Origin of the sequence: Acinetobacter sp. AS167 (genome assembly GCF_037152175.1) — a bacterium.
Taxonomy (GTDB): Bacteria; Pseudomonadota; Gammaproteobacteria; order Pseudomonadales; family Moraxellaceae; genus Acinetobacter.
In genome coordinates this window covers 66724-85344 of the sequence record NZ_JBBCMP010000002.1, presented here as the reverse complement: position 1 = coordinate 85344, position 18621 = coordinate 66724, and the positions used below count along the sequence as shown (strand labels likewise).

Below are 18621 nucleotides of genomic sequence, written 5' to 3'. Positions count from 1 at the left end.
ATGCAAATTCCATCGCATTTACAAAATAGTAGGACAGGGCAAGACATGCCAAACTCGGCAGGGCATCTGCTCTCAACTTTAAGAACGTTTAAAATGGCAGAATCAAAAACAGTGCTTGAAGTGATGGATATTCAAAAATCTTTTGGTTCAAGCCGTGTCTTGGAACACATTAACCTTGACTTGAAAGCAGGTGAATTTGTTAGTTTTTTAGGTCCATCAGGTTGTGGTAAAACAACATTGCTACGCATCATTGCTGGGCTTGAACAGCCTGATTATGGCAAAGTGATTAAACAACAAATTGATATTACCCATTTTAATACTGCAAAACGTAAATGTGGCATTGTTTTCCAAAACTATGCACTCTTTCCAAACTTAACTGTGGCGGAAAATATTGCATTTGGTTTGCATAAAAAACACTGGTCAGCGCAAGAGATTCAATTTCGTATCAATGAATTATTAAACTTAATTGAATTGCCCAATATCTCAGAAAAATATCCCAATCAATTGTCAGGTGGTCAGCAACAGCGTGTGGCTTTAGCCCGTGCAATTGCGCCCAATCCTGATGTTTTATTGTTGGATGAACCTTTGTCCGCTTTGGATGCTTTGGTACGTTTAAACCTCCGCCAAAAAATTCGTACCATTCAATGTCAATTAAATTTGCCTGCGATCATGGTTACGCATGATCAGGAAGAGGCGTTAAGTATTTCTGACCGTGTGGCGGTGATGAATAAAGGTGTGATTGAACAACTCGATACGCCACATAATATTTATTACAAACCGCAAACTCGTTTTGTAGCACAGTTTATTGGTTCGATGAATTTTATACAGACAGTAGCGGTCAATACGCATCATTTAAAAATGAATGAGCAATCTTTTATTGAATTTCCACATTTAAGCTTTGCCCAAGATGAACATTATGAAATCGCTTTTCGACCTGAAAATGTCAAATTAGTTGCTGGAAATGAACCTTCTACTGAATATTTAAATTTAGCTGTACATATTGTCAATACTGAGTTTTTAGGTGCTAAACGTCGTCTATTTTGCGTGATGCAAAACCAAGATCAGGCAGATGACAATATGTTGCAAGTTGATGTGGATCATCAACATATGGCGGTGGTGCAAGATGGAATGTATCTGCAAGTGCCGATTCGTGACTTACATGTGTTTGATTCACGAGGGCATGCGAGATGTTAAATCAGTCTGCCGCAGATGCTTTATTAAGTAGTCAAACAGCACATCGTTTTCGTTATTCATTGCGTTCAAGTGCAGTGTTGTTTGTCGCAGCAATTCTATTCACCATGAGTTTGATTGCACCCTTAATCGTATTGATGCAAAGCGCATTTTTAAATGAACAGCATCAATTTGTCGGGTTGGATAACTTTACAGCTTATTTTTCCAATCCGGCCTTAATCTCATCGATTTTTAATTCGATGTGGATTGCCATTACAGCCATGTTGATTACGGTGAGCTTGGCAAGTGTTTATGCTTTTGCATTGATCAATTGCAATATTCGAGGCAAAGCTTTCTTTAAAACCGTGGCATTTTTACCGATTCTTGCGCCTTCACTTCTGCCTTCATTGGCTTTGGTATATTTATTTGGTCAGCAAGGTGTTTTTAAGGGCATGCTGGGAGAGGTGGAAATTTATGGTCCACTAGGCATTTTGATCAGTTATTGCTTTTGGCTATTTCCTGCCATGGTCATGTTGATGATGGGTGCATTTCGCCATATTGATCAACATTTAATTGAGGCTTCTCATGCTTTAAGAAAAAATACACTACAAACCCATTGCGCTGTGACTTTTCCTGCGATTCGCTATGGTTTAGTCAGTGCCTGTCTAGTGGCATTTACTTATGTCATTACCGATTTCGGGATTCCCAAAGTGATTGGAGGGTCATTCAATATGATGGCTTTGGATGTATATAAGCAGATCATTGGTCAACAAAATATGAACATGGGTGCCGTCATTTCGATTCTGTTACTCTGTCCTGCGGTGTTGGCATTCATTTTTGATCGATACCAAAGTCGCCATCAGGAACGCTATCAAAATTTCCAAATTCAGCCTTATCGTTTGCGTGCCAATCCTCGAATTGAAAAAGCATTAACTGTATTTTGTGGGGTGATTTCAGGCGGTATTTTACTGATTATTGTGACTGCGATTCTCGCATCATTCATTCGCTATTGGCCCTATGATTTGTCAATGACCTTAAATCATTATCGTTTTGACTATGTTGATGGTGGTGGTTGGTCAAGTTATTTTAACTCAATCAAATTGGCATTGTTTAGTACAGTTTTCGGTACGATGATAATTTTCATCATTGCCTTATTTAGTACCCGTTTTAAAGCACATCCTTTGCTAAAAAACTATGTAAAAGCCTTGGTGTTATTGCCTTTGGCTGTGCCGGGCTTGGTGTTGGGTATTGCTTATATCTTGTTCTTTAACGCACCGCAAAATCCTGTATCTTTCGTTTACGGTACGATGACGCTGTTGGTGATTTCAACCATTATTCATTATTACACCGTGCCACATTTGACCTTAACGCATGCGATTCAACAGATCCCGAATCAACTTGATCATGCTGCACAAAGTTTAGGATCTTCACATTGGACAATGTTCCGCAAAGTATATTTGCCTTTAACCTTTCCTGCGCTGTGTGATGTGTTGGTGTATTTATTTGTCAATGCTATGACAACTGTTTCAGCTGCGATTTTCCTTTATTCACCTGATACCAATTTGGCATCGGTGGCGGTGCTGAATATGGATGATGCAGGTGATACCGTGGCAGCTGTGGCGATGAGTATTTTGATTTTACTCACCTCATGTGCACTCAAGTTGCTGCATTGGTTATTCACTCGGAAAATGATGGTATCGACACAACGTTGGCGTGAGCAAACACATTCATAACAAATTGATCTTTCAGTCAATCTTTTTAATTAACTAAATCATTTGAATTGAACGCTTTCTTTTAGGCGCTGGGGATTTTGCGTCCTAAAAAAGGTAGATAAGGTGGAAAAGACAATGAATACAGCACAATTTGACTTAATTATTGTCGGTGCAGGCATTTTAGGATTATCGGCTGCAATCCAAGCGGCAGAGCAAGGTTTAAAGGTGCAAGTCTTTGAAAAATATGCACAACCTATAGGTGCGACTCGCCGTAACTTTGGCATGGTTGGGACTTCGACTCTAAGCCGTCCTGATGCGAAATGGCGTGAATATGCTTTGGCGACCCGTGAATTTTATCAACGGATTCAGGCACAAACCGATATTTCGTTTCAACAGCGAAACGGCTTGTATCTCGCCAATACTGAACTTGAATGGCAAGTATTAAACGAGTTTGCTCAAGCTGCAGCTGATTATCAGATTCCTGTAAGTCTATTGTCTAAGCAGCAACTGTTTGATCAATATGCTTATTTAAACCCAGAAACTGCGCTACGTGGCGGTATGGTGTTTCATGAAGATTATTCAGTTGAGCCACATTTGGTGGGATTGCGTTTGTTGCAATATGCCGAAAAACTTGGTGTACACATTCATTGCAATGCTTCTGTGGTACTGACGAACTTTGATCAAGGCATGGCGCATATTCGCTTGGCATCAGGTCAAACATTTACCGCAAATAAAGTCATGATTTGTCATGGTGAAGAGACACAATCGTTGTATCCCGAGCTCTTACAACAAAAAGGTTTATTACGTTGTACTTTACAAATGGCATTAACCAAACCGCTAAAAGTCAATCTTAAAGCTTCGATTTATTCAGGATTGTCGATCTCTCGTTATCCCGCTTTTGAGATTTGCCCTAGTCATCAAGATTTACGCAATGAATCACAAATCGGTTTAGTTGAAAAATACGGTATTCACATCCTGATTAAACAAAATGAATTCGGACAAATTATTTTGGGCGATAGCCATGAATATTATCCGATTGAAGAGATACCACAATTTAATCAACGTGAAGAAATTAACCAATTCATTTTGCAATATTGCAAAGAAAATATTGGCTTAGAACTACCTGAAATTGAATCTCGTTGGAATGGTTACTATCTGACTCATCCTACGGAATTGGCATGTGTGATAGAAGCTGAAACCAATATTTTCCTTGTCAGTGCCATTGCAGGCAAAGGCATGACCACAGGCGCAGGATTTATGAAAGAAATGTTAGAAAATTATATTTTGTAATCTGGTTTAAACCAGATTTGTTTATACTGTATGAAATTGAACAAGGTTAGGCGAAATGAACGCACAAATTGAACTTGCAAACACAATTGAAAACGATGTTGAAAATAAATACTTACTGTTGACACCGGGACCATTGTCTACCTCGAAAAGTGTGCGTCGTGTGATGCAACGTGATTGGTGTACTTGGGACAAAGAATATAACGCATTGGTTCAGGAGATCCGCAGTCGTTTGGTGGCGTTGGCAACTGCAAAACCTGAACAATATAGTGCTGTGTTGATGCAAGGCAGTGGGAGTTTCTCTGTAGAAGCAGTGTTAGGTTCGGCGATTCCAAAGGATGGTAAAATTTTAATTATCAATAACGGGGCATATGGTGCACGCATGGTGCAAATGGCTCGATGTTTAAAAATTGACGTGGTGGAATTACGCTACCCTGAAATGCAAATCCCTCAACTGGCTGATATCGAAAAAGCACTTGAAGATGACAATATCACTCATGTGTCATGTGTGCATTGCGAAACCACCACAGGTTTATTAAATCCAATTCAAGCGATTGGACGCATTGTCAAAGCCAAAAACAAAGTGTGGATTGTCGATGCGATGAGTTCTTTTGGTGGTGTACCAATGGACATTGCAGAGCTTGAAATTGATTTCTTGATTTCAAGTGCCAATAAATGCATCCAAGGTGTACCAGGCTTTGGTTTTATTTTGGCAAAACGTGAGCAATTACAAGCGTGCAAAGGTTTGGCTTGTTCAGTCAGTTTAGACCTATATGACCAATGGAACACCATGGAACAGCATAATGGTAAATGGCGTTTTACTTCACCCACTCATGTGGTGCGTGCTTTTTATCAAGCACTTTTAGAATTAGAACAAGAAGGTGGAGTAACCGCTCGTTATCAGCGTTATTTCAATAATCAACAACGTTTAGCCGCAGGTATGCGAGCGCTTGGTTTTGAAATGGTCTTAGATCAAGACGCACCACAATCTCCAATTATCACTACATTTTTATATCCAAATGAAGTCGATTTTAGCTTTCAAGCCTTGTATGAAAATCTGAAACAAGCAGGGTTTGTGATCTATCCCGGCAAAGTCACCGATTTAAATTGCTTCCGTATCGGCAATATTGGAGAGATTTATTTAGATGATATTGAACGACTTTTAACAGCGATTGAGCACTATCGAATTTGATTGGAATTCACAACTTCATTTTTGCGCCATTTATGGCTCAGGAAGGAGGTTTGGATGGGGGGAGATTATAAATCCTCTCCCTAGCTATCTCCTTTGAAAGGAGCGGGCGCTTCCATTTGAAATTAAATATTACGCAAAACTCAACTTACGCAAGATAGCTATTTTTAACTTTGAGAAATGAATAGGACAAACTTATGAACACTTCAACTTCAGCATTACAAGCCGTGGTTTTTGATTGGGCAGGTACAACAGTAGATTTTGGTTCACGTGCACCAATTTTAGCATTTATGGCCTTATTTTCAGATAATAAAGTTGAAATTTCAATTGAAGAAGCACGTGCGCCAATGGGTTTGGAAAAACGCGATCACATTGCGGCAGTTTTGAAAATGCCACGTGTTGCAGATGCGTGGAAACAGGCACATGGTGCTGAAGTGACTGTGGCGGATATTGACCGTTTATATCAGGACTTTATTCCATACCAATTGAAAAGCATCCCAAGCTGCTCAAAATTGATTCCGGGGGCATTAGAGGCATTTGCTGATATTCGTGCCCGTGGTGCAAAAATTGGCAGTAATACTGGTTATGCTTCGATGATGATTGGTCAATTGATGCAAGATGCAGCTGATCAAGGCTATGTGCCTGACTGTACTATCACAGCCAGTGATGTGAAACATGGTCGTCCATATCCTGAAATGTTGTGGAAAAACTTAATCGAACTTGATGTGTTAGATGTTAAAAATGTGGTGAAAGTGGATGACACAGTGGTCGGCATCGAAGAAGGTTTAAACGCTGGTTGTTGGACTGTGGGTTTGGCCGTTAGTGGGAATGAAGTGGGGCTAAGCTTCGAAGAATGGTCTGCACTTTCAGCGTCTGAACAACTAAGTTTAAAAGAAAAAGCATACGCAAAAATGAATGCTTCAGGTACACATTATGTGATTGATAGTATTGCTGACTTACCTGCGGTATTGGATGCGATTGAACAGCGTTTAGCAAATGGTGAAAAGCCTTAACAGATGATGAATACCAGTCTTTATGACTGGTATTTTTTTAGTGCTGAAGTATCAATTCTTTGTTTAATTTCCTCATGCTGCATGAAAATGATGAATCCATGAGAAATTGTTTAATTAACTTGAGTGTTTGCTTGGTTGTTTGTGGTAGACCAAGCTATGAGTTAAATCGATTTTATAAGGAAGTGAGTACGGTTTTCCAAAATTATGCTTATAAAACTTATGTTGCCTAATAGCTTCCATCCAATGTTTTGCAATTTAAGTTACCCCCCTTTCATGAGGGACGAAGGGAGGTTTTATATAGTTACATCAATCAACTTCGCATCCAGTTATCGACTGCAATTCGTCAAAGCTTAAACCGTCTACATTTTCAATGACTTTCACACTTTTTTCAGCCACATCAATCACACAAAGATCAGTATAAATACGATCAACACATTTCAAAGCTGTTACAGGAGAAGATAATTTAGTCTTAATGTTATTTATCTAAAATTGATTCAAAAGCTTTTAAGCGTTTGTGAATGGAAAGTAACTCTATAATTGTTTTCCAAGAGTTAATCAAATATTGAAAAGATTGACGTACTTGATCAAAAACGTTGGTAATTTGGGTAATGAGTCCTAATGTCATTTTTCCAGCTGCAATGGATGGAAATAAAACGAATAAGCTAAACAAAATATCTAATTGAATATACCAGATGCTTGCTAGGTTAAAATAGGTGTAATGAAAGTACAATCGGAAATAGTTTTGCCGAACACTTCCAAATAGTGCTTTTAATGTTTTAGGTTGTGCCCGTTGCTCATGATCCTCTCCATAGACCAATTCTTTGCGATAAGCCGCTTCAACCCTTTGATTATTAAATTGTAGACCGGGTAATTTAATCCCGACCAGCATAAGTAAAACTGTACCGAATATTGCCCATATAATTGCTGCCCAGACTAAAGAATGATCAATATTTCCAACCAGTGGTAATTCTGTTACTTGTTTAGAAAGTTCAAATAAAATAGGCAGGAAAGCAATTAGTACCATGATCGCCTTAATAAAATTTACACCAAGGTCTTCTAAAATTGTTGCAAAACGCATGGTATCTTCTTGAACACGTTGGGAAGCACCTTCTACATGACGTAGTTCTTGCCAGTGCTTGGTATAATATTCATTCATAGCTGTGCGCCAACGAAATACATAATGGCTGGTAAAAAAAGAATTGATTACAGCTAAAGTAACTGCAACTAGAGCAATCAATAAGAAAGTAATTGTTCCCATATAGAGTTCTTTAATATCACCTCCACCATTTTCTAACATGTTTTGAATAAGGTTATAGAATGGTTGATACCAAGCATTGATTACGACGCTTACTTGAACGCCAAACCAGATATTAAATAGAATAAATGATGACCCCCATACGGACCATCTTTGCCAACGGTTATCTGATTTTAAATGCCAAAAACCTGCAAAAATAGATGTTGAGATGAAGAACCATAAATAAAACCATATAAAAGAGAGTGACCAGAAGCGACTAACGCCTATGGGAAGTTCTAAATTTGCATAACCTTTGGGTAAACCTAAAAACTCACCCCAATGGCTTCCACCAGAGTTCCACAAGAATAAATTAATAATCAACCAAGTAATTAAAGATAAAAAAAACCACTTTGGATTGGGAAAAAACGACCTAAACATGTAAAAAATGCCCTGTGACTTAAAGGAACGCAGTTAATGAGATTATTTAAATGTTATGTTATAATATAACAATAAGTGGCATTCAAGTGCATTTCTAATGTTGAGTTTTCATTTCATCTGAAATTTAAAAAATAAAAGCTGAATGTGAACTTATCGTTCTGTACTAAATGACTTTTTGGGATAGTTACAATCGAAATTGGCCAACAAAATTAGCAGTTATCATTTAACCAATGTACTTTAAATCATAAGAGAAATCTGAGTTTTACCTTGTATCGTTTGAGGTGTATTTTCAGTAAAATTTTGATTTATAGAAAAATTTTTAAAAATAATGAATTTAAAACGGACAAGTTAAATCAATATTTAAGTAATGGAATTGTTTTTTGTAAAAGTATTTAAGCAGGTTGCAAGGGAATGCAGTGGTAATTTTTGAAAAATGTAAGGTTTTTATAGTTAAGTAATTAAATGCCATACTAATAAACAATGATGACTATTCACATCTATCTGTTTAGGTGGTATTTAGCCAACTGGACGATTTTCTTGGCTTTACACAACATCTCTAAAGTGATATCTCAGTTTTTTCAGTAAAATGAACTGATGAGTTACTTTTCGTTCTGTTCATATCCTAAGCAACGAAGTCATCAACGCCCCGTAATATAATTCAGGAATATTTTAAATATTATCAATGGGCTTCTTTAAATTTAAGCCAGCTACAAAAACTTTTCCTTCTAGCTGACGAGCTTAGTGATCTAATTAGAACAGTAGGCGACTTACAATATTTAAACAGTCAAGTAAATAAACGTGATAGATCATAAAAATCTTTCAACTATTGAGCAAGCTGAAAACTGGAAAATAATTTAATGTACTTTTAGAAAGGCAGAAAAGAAGAAACTCAGTGACAGTCAAAACTAAAAGATATTAGGACACTGCGTGATTTAGCCAAACAAATCCAGTCACCTCATTTATGCAATCAACTAAAATAAATGGGTCTGCAGAATTTTAAATATATCCATGATTAAGGAGGGTTAATAGCATTCAGTAAATAAGGATTGTAGATGGCAACCTTATTTAAACAGGAATACTATGCAAAAAACAAAAAATGCAAGGTTATAGAGGATTTATAACGTGAATGATGCTTATTTCTTAATAAAAGAAATCAAGATAGCAGGGAAATATATGAAACAGACTTTACTCACCGCTAATATTGTGGCTTTGGCCACATTGGCTATGCCAGTTTTTGCTTCTGGTTTAAACAGCGTCAGCAGCGACTATGTGGCTTCTGATTATGCAAAAACCAAATATCCTGTTGTATTTAACCATGGGATGTTTGGTTTTACTCGACTCGGTCCGACAGCTTTTGGGATGGATTATTTTTATCAGGTGCTTCCTGATTTGGCACGTAATGGTGCGACGGTTTATGCAACCCAGGTTTCTCCACTAGAATCCACCGAAGTTCGTGGCGAGCAGTTGCTACAACAAGTAGATGAAGTTTTGGCACTCTCGGGAAAGTCAAAAGTTAATCTGATTGGTCATAGTCATGGTGGACCGACCATTCGTTATATTGAAGCGATTGCACCTGAAAAAGTTGCTTCACTCACTGCTGTTGCTGGAACGTTTAAAGGGTCCAAAGTGGGAGATGACATGTTGGATAATCCTGCTGAGAAATTTTTATTTACCGTCTTAGGACAGTATATCGTTGCTCCAGTGGAATTACTCCTACAAGGTAATCCTGATTTGCCGATTAGTCTAGATCGCTCATTAAAATCATTAAGTGAAAAGGGTTCTGCAGAATTCAATGCTAGATTCCCAACTGCAGCAATCCCATCTGATTGTGGTAACGGTCAGAAGATTACCAGTAATGGGGTATATCATTACTCGTGGACAGGTAAAGCTCAAGCAACCAATCTACTTGATGTCATTGACGTTGCCATTTCCACCATGGCACCAAGATCTTATAAAAATAATGACAATGATGGCTTGGTTAACCGTTGCAATGCACATTTTGGACAAGTGATTAGAGACGACTATAATCAAACGCACCTAGACGAAATCAATCAGATTTTGGGCTTAAAAGCATGGTTTGGACCAGATCCTGTGTCACTTTATCGTCAACAGGTCAATCGTCTTAAACTTGAAGGGCTATAAGCAAATATTTAAAGAAATAGACCTAATATTTTCAAAATTAATATCAAGCGCATCATAAGGGAGTCTGAATATTCAGGCTTCTAATGTTTTGTTTAGAGTATAGTGATTGGCTTTCAGTTTAATCTTTACTAAAGATTTAGATTCTTTCATTTATGAATAGAAAGCTGATAAAGATTTATTAGAGATCCTTGCAAAAGGGGCGAAGATGACATCCATGTCGATCACTACACTTGCCTTTAAGATCAGCTTTATGCTGATATCCTTATACAGATCACAATGAGATTATACTGGTATCGACTTTATAAAAAATCTACTTTTCCAGTTTTTACATCATAAATACCACCTGCAATGCCAATTTCACCTTCTTCGACCATCTTTTTCAGTACTGGGCTATTTCTTAAGATATAGGCAATATTATTTTGTACATTTGCAATAGTCACCGCTTGAATGAAATTACTGGTGAGTTGGTAATCAGTCATTTCTTTATGTACGTTTTCAGCTGCCTGCATAATCGGTTTCAGGAAATATTGTACATGTGGGGTTTCGCTCAGTTGAGTGATATCCTTTTTTTGTTCATACATCTGACAAGCAGCAGTCACAGCACCACAGTCTGTATGTCCCAATACTAAAATTAATTTTGAGCCCTTACTCTTACAGGCAAACTCTAAAGAACCTAATACTTTTTCACCCGCAATATTTCCAGCGATTCGTAAACTAAATAGGTCACCAATTCCGACATCAAAAATCCGTTCAGTTGGCGCACGTGAATCCATACAACCTAAAACAGTTGCAAATGGATGCTGTCCAGATTGTGCAGTGACCTGAATTTGACGAGCAATATTATGATAAATACGTTCATGGTTAACGAATCTTTGATTACCTTCTTTGAGTAGCTCAAATACTTGCGAAGGCGTAAGTTGTCGTTGAATTTCCTGAGTACTGACATCAATATCCAGTTCTTCTTCTTTAATTTCAGGATAATGTATTTTAAATCCAATAAGTTTTACATCAATCCCATTTTCTGTAGCAGTTTCATCTCTAAAGTCTTTAATCACTTGATATACATCAGGATCGATGTAGTAGGTATTTGATGCATCGATCACTACGGTATCACCACTGACTATTTTCTCTAGAGCAGAAACCAAAGCCGAACGATTTAAAAAACTAATATTGGGTGCTAGTTCAATACGGGTAATATTTCCATGCAAATGTGCTTCATGGATGATACGAACTCCACGGAATAAATTATTTTTTAATACAATAATAAAGCTAATCAACAACCCCAACAAAATACCGATCAGCAGATCAGTCGCAATAATTGCAATAACCGTTACAATGAAAGGTAGAAATTGTTTCCATCCTTGACCATAGATCCGTTTAAAAAGTGAAGGACTTGCTAATTTCACGCCAGTTAAAATTAAAATGGCGGCAAGGGAAGATAATGGAACAACATTGATTAATGGTGTTAGAAATAAAACTGCAATAATCAATAAAATACCGTGAAAAATTGCAGAGAATTTAGTCTTTGCGCCACTTGCTGCATTGACTGAACTTCGAACAATCACTGAAGTAATCGGCATACCTCCAATTAAACCAGACATGGTATTTCCGATACCCTGAGCAACCAACTCTTTGTTCGGCGGAGAGGCACGCTTTTGCGGATCCATTTTGTCCGCTGCTTCAAGATTTAATAGCGTTTCAAGCGAGGCGACGATTGCGAGTGTAATGGCGCCTGTATAAATAATAGGATTATTCCATTGAGTGAAGTCAGGGAAACTGATAATTGATTCAACACCTGAAAAGATATTGGGAAGATTGACTAAATGTTCAGTGCTGACTGCGAGGCTGGAATTTGTATTGATAAAAAAATAATTTAATAACCCAGCAAAAATAACCGCAATAAGCGCAGAGGGGATCACCATTTTTTTTAAAGGTGTTTTATCCCACAATAAAATAATGAATACACTAGAAATACCAATGATTGCCGCACCATAATCAAGGTGTTGTAGTAGGCCTATCCCTTCGTTCCAACGTTGTTGAAGAATTTCAGTTTTGATCCCAAAGAGCAGAGGAAGCTGATTGATGATCAATATTAACCCGATGGCAACAAGAAGCCCCATAATCACATTGGTTGGGATAAAATTTGAATATGTTCCTAAGCGAAATAATCCAAAAAATAATTGGAGGAGACCTGCTAAAACCAAACAAAATAAGAAAGCTTGATAATTGCCTTCAAGCTTATCCAATTGCGTTAAAACAATAGCAGTAAGTCCAGCAGCAGGACCTGAGACACTGATATGAGAACCACTCAAATAACCTATAACGATTCCACCAATAACACCTGCAATAATGCCAGAAATTAATGGTGCACCTGAGGCACTGGCTATACCTAAACAGAGCGGTAGAGCGACTAAAAAAACAACTAAACCTGAGAGCAAATCATTTGTATAAAACTTTCTTTTGGGCACTAATTCCTGTTGCATAAATATTCTCGGCAAATTTATAAGTTTGATATGCATCTGGATACAGTCTATTTCATGCTGTACACCAAACTTGCCTAAGTTAGATGAGAATGTGTCCTTAGACTTTGATAAAGACCAAATGACAACAGATTACGAAAGAAACTCTATATCAGCTTTACAAATGATAAATTTTTCTGAATATTAAAGAAATTCTTAAACATTAATTCGAAAAATTAGCTAAATTATAAATATTTTAATACGTTAATTTTAATTTGATTTTTAGAGTTATAGGCTAAAAAGTGCTGATTCAGTCTATATAAATTATTGCTTGAGTAATAGAGAATGGTGATGTATTTGTTTTAAATAGGTAAGTTTTACTTGGGGACATGATATGTTTTTCCAAAAAATTATTCAGATGTAAAACTTATATTTTTTTTATATTGGGTTTTGTAGGGTTTATGAAATATTTTAGAAAATATGTTTTTTCACGTGAATTTGGTTATTTATTTGAGTGGATAAGAATGAGTATTGCTGTGTTTTAACTACACAATGCTTGTGGATATTTATTTTATCTACTCATCTGTTGGCGCTGTAACATGTGAAAAAACATGGTATATTTTGTTTTTGTCTAAGATAGTTTTTAAATTAAAGCTATCTTTTTACTACAACTCGCTTAGCAGGATGCTGGAGCATATACAATTTCATTAAAAAATACTTTTTACCTTTATGACTATTTTTAATATTATTCACAATATTGATTTTGAACACTTTTGAGCTATAAATGTCAAAAAATATAAATTGATCGATTACTAGACGGATAATTATTTAAAGGACTAAATTGAAAACGACAGTCGTTTTTAAAGCTAATCAAGCATGTTAACAAGTCAGATATTTATAATTTATAAGTATTTTTAATAGCTTAGTGTTTATTGATGTGATTCTGAAATTGTATATAAAAACAATGTGGATACTTGATCAATAAACATTTGTAATGGAGTGATTTATGGTCGTTTTATCCTATTTAAAAAACCAAAATAAATATTTCAATGCCATAAAAAACCAGCAAATAACGATTGCGGCTAAAGCAAATATTGCTATTTGTATCGCTTTTTGCCTATTTTGGACCATATATTTCAGCTTTGCAAAGATGTGGTTCATTGTTTGTATTGATATTTTTTTTACAACAATGTCTATCTTCAGTTTATTTTTGATTTTTATACATCGGATTTCAGCGGGTATATTGCTTTCACAAGTCGTCCTCTTTATTTTTCCTGTAGTTTTTTGCTTAATATTTGATGTGGCCACACTAGACCATCCTAGAGTTTCACATTTATTTCTTCCAGCAGGAGCAATATTGGGATATTTGAATTATCGAAGAGATCCCAATGCTTTACAGTTGATTTTAATTATCTTATCGATAGCTGCTTTTATCTTTTTTGGTGGAAGTGCTTTTACTTTGGATGCGGCAATACCTTTATCTGAAAGTATTCGGGCTTATGGTGGTTGGATTGCAATATCTGTTGCCACGCTTATGATGTGTATATCAATTTTTGTCATGCAATTGGAATTGCAGATAGAAAGTAAGCTGGTACATGATCTACGCTTGGCACTTTCAAAACAACAGTTTGAGCTCTTTTATCAACCTCAAGTAAATTCTTCTGAAAAAATTATAGGTGCTGAAATTTTGCTACGTTGGCATCACCCGACGCTTGGATATATCCCAGCAAACGATTTTATTCCTGTCGCAGAAACTTTGGAGTTAATGCCTAAAATTGGAGATTGGATACTGATTCAGGCAACTAAAGTATTACAACAATGGAGTAAAAATGAATCTACAAAAGATCTTACACTTTCAGTCAATATAAGTGCTGATCATTTTATGCAAGAGAATTTTGAGCAAATCGTGACCTCTATGGTGGAGAGAAATGCAGTGCTTCCATCCCAACTCATATTAGAAATAACTGAAAGGGTTGCGTTAAATAATATTGAAAGTGTTATAGAAAAAATGGGCTTTCTGGATAAAAATGGCATTCAGCTTGCTTTAGATGATTTTGGCACAGGTTATTCATCATTAAGCTATTTGCAGAAAATGCCCATTAGCCAGATCAAAATTGATCAGAGTTTTGTACAAGCGGCTTTAGATGATGAACGCTGTAATAAATTGGTCTATGGAATTGTTAAAATTGGCCTTGATTTAAACTTGCGTGTTTTAGCTGAGGGGATTGAGACCTATGAGCAATTTAATCGCTTTCAAGAAAATGGCTGTACTGAATTTCAAGGCTACCTGTGGGGATGTCCTATGCCTTTAACGGATTTTATGCATAAAATAGCTGAGGAAAAGCATTAATGTTTCCGAGAAAAATCATAAGAATAAGAAATAGGCTGTTTTAGATCTATCTTTGATTCAATGGTTGTATTGTGAAAGCCTTTAAGAATTAAATGGGTTTAAATTAAATATTTTCTAAGTTAGCTAAGTTTTGTGATAAGTCTTTAGAGGTGGATCATTCTAGTTTTATTGAAAGTTAAAACTGAATTTTAAATTGTTCAGAAGTCTCAACCTGTTTAAAAATTAAAACAATAAGTGAAATGATTTATTTACTCTAAAGACTGATTCAATTCTAGAATTTCCAAGAAATAGGCTTACAGCTAAAATTTCCCATACCAATTGGGTGGTCACAGATATACAAGTATAAGTTTTAAAAAAACAACATAGGTGATCTGTTTTTAAAATCATAAAATAATTTAAAAACAGTGCCTTACTCAACTAGCTTACAATTTTAAAAACAAGCGTGTCGTAAAATGCTAAGTCAGTGTCGTGTTATGTAAAGTGAGCTGCATCTGCTGTGTTGTAGTTTTAATCATGATTTTTAAATATTGATAAAAATACGGCATGGATAGGGAAATGGCATGAATAAAGCAATACGGTTTTATGAAACAGGAACACCAGATGTTTTGCAATATGAAGACATTGATGTTGGTGAACCAGCAGCAGGGCAAGTGCGTCTGCGTCATGTGGCAGTTGGATTAAATTATGCTGACACTTATTTTCGCGATGGTACATATAAAATTCCACTGCCAAATGGTATGGGCGTAGAAGCGTCTGGTGTAGTCGAAGCTGTGGGTGAGGGGGTAGATCATATTCAAGTGGGTGATCGAGTCACTTATACCGGCTTTTTAAATACTTTAGGTGCTTATAGCACTGCACGTTTAATCTCGGCTGATGTATTAATCAAACTACCTGAAGAAATCTCTTGTGAAACAGCCGCAGCAATGACCATGCGTGGTTTAACCTCGGCTTATTTAATGCGTCGTATTTATGACTTTAAAAAAGGGGACAGCATTTTATTACATGCCGCCGCTGGTGGTGTGGGCTTGATTGTTTCTCAATGGGCAAAGTTACTCGGATTGATAGTGATTGGTACAACCTCTTCAGAAGAAAAAGCACAAATCGCCCGTACATATGGCTGTGACCATGTCATTAATTATAGTTATGAAAATGTTGCAGAACGAGTACGAGAATTAACCGATGGGGTGGGGGTAAATGTGGTCTTTGATAGTGTCGGTAAAGACACGTTTATGGCATCGCTTGATTCGTTAAAACGCCGTGGCTTATTGGTTTGTGTAGGGACTGCTTCAGGTGCAGTTCCAGAATTTAATCCGGTCTTATTGGCAATGAAAGGCTCTTTATATATGACCCGCCCAGCACTAGCAGATTTCATTGTCGATCCTTTAGAAAAACAAGAACTTGCCAATGAGTTATTTGATCATGTCCGACATGGACGCATCAAAATTGAAATCAATCAACGCTATGAACTCAAGGATGCAGTTCAAGCTCACCGTGATCTAGAAGCACGTAAAAACACGGGATCATCAATTTTTGTAATTTGAAGGGATGTCTTATGCAAGTTGAACAATTAAGTTGCAATATCGGTGCAGAATTGTTAGGTGTAAATCTGGCTGATGCGATTGGCGATGATGGGTTATTTACTGAAATTCATCAGAATTTGTTAAAGCATCGGGTTTTATTTTTAAGAGACCAAGACCTAAGCCGAGCAGAACATGTGGCATTTGCTGAGCGTTTTGGACAACTAGAAAGTCATCCTGCTGTCGGAAGCCATCCAGAGCATCCTGGACTGGTACAAATTTATAAAAGCCCAGAGAGTCCAATTGATCGTTATGAAAATGCTTGGCATAGCGATGCAAGCTGGCGCAAAGTTCCGCCAATGGGGTGTGTGCTACGTTGTATTGAATGTCCGACAGTGGGTGGCGATACCATGTGGACCAATATGGTGATGGCCTATGAAAATTTACCTATAGAAATCAAAACAAAAATTGCAAATTTACGTGCCTATCACAGTATTGAAGCCAGTTTTGGCGCAATGATGCCGATTGAAAAACGTTTGGCATTAAAAGAACAGTTTCCTGATGCAGAACATCCTGTGGTACGTACTCATCCAGAAACGGGTGAGAAGATTCTTTATGTCAACGCGTTTACCACTCATTTTAGTAACTACCATACCAAAGAACACGTTCGTTTTGGACAAGACGCCAATCCTGGTGCAACCGATTTACTGCGTTATTTAATTACCCAAGCCTATATTCCAGAGTACCAAGTTCGTTGGAGTTGGAAACCGAATAGTATCGCAATTTGGGACAATCGCAGTACCCAACATTATGCCGTAATGGACTATCCACCATGTCATCGAAAAATGGAACGGGCAGGCATTATTGGCGATGCAACTTACTAAGCGTAGCAGTAGCAGTTAAAGATTTTATCCAAACCCTAATTCTAAAATACATATGGAGATGTTTATGCAATTCTTTGATGACTCATTACACCCTGAAAACATGGACAAAGTGGTGATTACGGTAGCGCCTTATGGGCCTGAATGGATGCCTGAGGATTTTCCTGAAGATATCCCCGTGACCATGCAAGAACAAATTCAAAAAGCGGTAGAGTGTTATGAAGCAGGTGCCTCAGTCCTCCATTTGCATGTTCGAGAACTAGATGGGAAAGGTTCGAAACGTCTGTCTAAGTTCAATGAACTCATTGCCGGTGTGCGTGAAGCGGTGCCTGATATGATTATTCAAGTGGGTGGATCAATTTCTTTTGCTCCAGAAAGTGAAGGTGAGGCTGCAATTTGGTTAAGCGATGATACGCGTCATATGCTGGCTGAATTAATGCCAAAACCAGACCAAGTAACCGTGGCAATCAACACCACTCAAATGAATATTATGGAGTTGCTCTATCCTGAATATTTAGAAGGCACTTCTTTGTCTCATCCAGCAATTCAGGCTGCTTATGCTGAAATGACTGTACCAGCAGGCCCAGCATGGGTAGCAGAGCATTTAAAGCGTTTAACTCAAAATGGCATTCAACCGCATTTCCAGTTAACTGGGATGCATGGTTTAGAAACGCTGGAACGTATGGTGCGTAAAGGGCTGTATAAAGGTCCGTTGAATTTAACATGGATTGGAATTGGGGGCGGTTTTGATGGGCCAAATCCTTTTAACTTCTTTAACTTTATTCATCGCGTACCTGATGGCTGTACTTTAACTTCAGAGTCTTTACTTAAAAATGTTTTGCCGTTTAACACCATGTCAATGGCGATGGGCTTACATGCACGTGTCGGAAATGAAGACACCATTATCGATCATCAAGGGCAACGTTTTTCTTCAGTACAGCAAATTCAACAGACTGTGCGTATTGCCCATGAATTAGGTCGTGAAGTCGCATCAGGTAAAGAAGCACGTGAAATTTATCGTATTGGCGTGCAATACGACACGATTGAAGAAACCTTGTTGGAAAATGGTATGGCGCCCAATCGTAAAGCTGGTCAAAAGGGTGTTCCACAGCGTAAATAATGTTTTGAGTCTAAAGGATTTTTGATTCAAACAGTGAGAACCAGAGGATTACGTTACGGTGAAGTCGCGTAGTCATCAAAAAAATCAATGATAAATTATAAAACACAAG

The 18621-nt window shown here is 37.2% G+C and carries 12 protein-coding genes and 1 pseudogene; 10 read left to right on the top strand and 3 right to left on the bottom strand.

Translation table 11 applies throughout. The features are described 5' to 3' along the window. From WFN33_RS03775 to phnX, 5 genes are all read left to right on the top strand, one after another. Positions 1-1194 carry an ABC transporter ATP-binding protein gene (locus WFN33_RS03775; protein WP_336951615.1) on the top strand — a complete coding sequence of 398 codons (1194 nt, stop codon included), beginning with the start codon at positions 1-3 and terminating at the stop codon, positions 1192-1194. After that, the gene (locus WFN33_RS03770) at positions 1188-2903 is read left to right on the top strand and encodes a putative 2-aminoethylphosphonate ABC transporter permease subunit (protein WP_336951613.1); all 1716 of its coding nucleotides are present in this window, start codon (positions 1188-1190) and stop codon (positions 2901-2903) included. The genes WFN33_RS03775 and WFN33_RS03770 overlap by 7 nt, the downstream gene beginning before the upstream one ends. A 114-nt stretch (positions 2904-3017) precedes the next feature. Continuing rightward, the gene (locus WFN33_RS03765; protein ID WP_336951611.1) at positions 3018-4172 is read left to right on the top strand and encodes a TIGR03364 family FAD-dependent oxidoreductase; all 1155 of its coding nucleotides are present in this window, start codon (positions 3018-3020) and stop codon (positions 4170-4172) included. A 55-nt stretch (positions 4173-4227) separates the two neighbouring features. Next, entirely contained in the window at positions 4228-5361 is a 1134-nt protein-coding gene (gene phnW / locus WFN33_RS03760; RefSeq protein WP_336951609.1) for a 2-aminoethylphosphonate--pyruvate transaminase, read from the top strand. Positions 5362-5555: 194 nt separating this feature from the next. After that, a complete protein-coding gene (phnX, locus tag WFN33_RS03755; RefSeq protein WP_336951607.1) occupies positions 5556-6371 on the top strand; it encodes a phosphonoacetaldehyde hydrolase in 816 nt (271 codons plus the stop codon). A 293-nt stretch (positions 6372-6664) separates the two neighbouring features. On the opposite strand, the pseudogene WFN33_RS03750 reads toward phnX, so the two are convergent. Both WFN33_RS03750 and sbmA read right to left on the bottom strand, forming a co-directional pair. Next, a pseudogene (locus WFN33_RS03750) lies at positions 6665-6845 on the bottom strand (3-oxoadipate CoA-transferase); the annotation flags it as partial. A 1-nt stretch (position 6846) separates the two neighbouring features. Further along, a complete protein-coding gene (sbmA, locus tag WFN33_RS03745) occupies positions 6847-8043 on the bottom strand; it encodes a peptide antibiotic transporter SbmA (protein WP_336951605.1) in 1197 nt (398 codons plus the stop codon). Positions 8044-9216: 1173 nt separating this feature from the next. On the opposite strand from sbmA, the gene WFN33_RS03740 reads away from it, so the two are divergent. After that, complete coding sequence (locus WFN33_RS03740) at positions 9217-10185, top strand: esterase/lipase family protein (RefSeq protein WP_336951603.1); 969 nt, start codon at positions 9217-9219, stop codon at positions 10183-10185. A gap of 299 nt (positions 10186-10484) precedes the next feature. Here the strand turns inward: WFN33_RS03740 and WFN33_RS03735 are convergent, their stop codons facing one another. Beyond that, positions 10485-12668, bottom strand: a complete 2184-nt coding sequence (locus WFN33_RS03735; protein ID WP_336951602.1) for a solute carrier family 23 protein — start codon at positions 12666-12668, stop codon at positions 10485-10487. Positions 12669-13650: 982 nt separating this feature from the next. On the opposite strand from WFN33_RS03735, the gene WFN33_RS03730 reads away from it, so the two are divergent. The 4 genes from WFN33_RS03730 (at position 13651) to WFN33_RS03715 (ending at position 18512) form a co-directional block, all read left to right on the top strand. Next, positions 13651-14994: a putative bifunctional diguanylate cyclase/phosphodiesterase gene (locus WFN33_RS03730; protein ID WP_336951600.1), complete on the top strand. Its 1344-nt coding sequence runs from the start codon at positions 13651-13653 to the stop codon at positions 14992-14994. Positions 14995-15554: 560 nt separating this feature from the next. Then, the gene (locus WFN33_RS03725) at positions 15555-16535 is read left to right on the top strand and encodes a quinone oxidoreductase family protein (RefSeq protein ID WP_336951598.1); all 981 of its coding nucleotides are present in this window, start codon (positions 15555-15557) and stop codon (positions 16533-16535) included. A gap of 11 nt (positions 16536-16546) precedes the next feature. Continuing rightward, the gene (locus WFN33_RS03720) at positions 16547-17395 is read left to right on the top strand and encodes a TauD/TfdA dioxygenase family protein (protein WP_336951596.1); all 849 of its coding nucleotides are present in this window, start codon (positions 16547-16549) and stop codon (positions 17393-17395) included. 64 nt (positions 17396-17459) lie between these two features. After that, entirely contained in the window at positions 17460-18512 is a 1053-nt protein-coding gene (locus WFN33_RS03715; protein ID WP_336951594.1) for a 3-keto-5-aminohexanoate cleavage protein, read from the top strand. Positions 18513-18621: the final 109 nt, after the last annotated feature.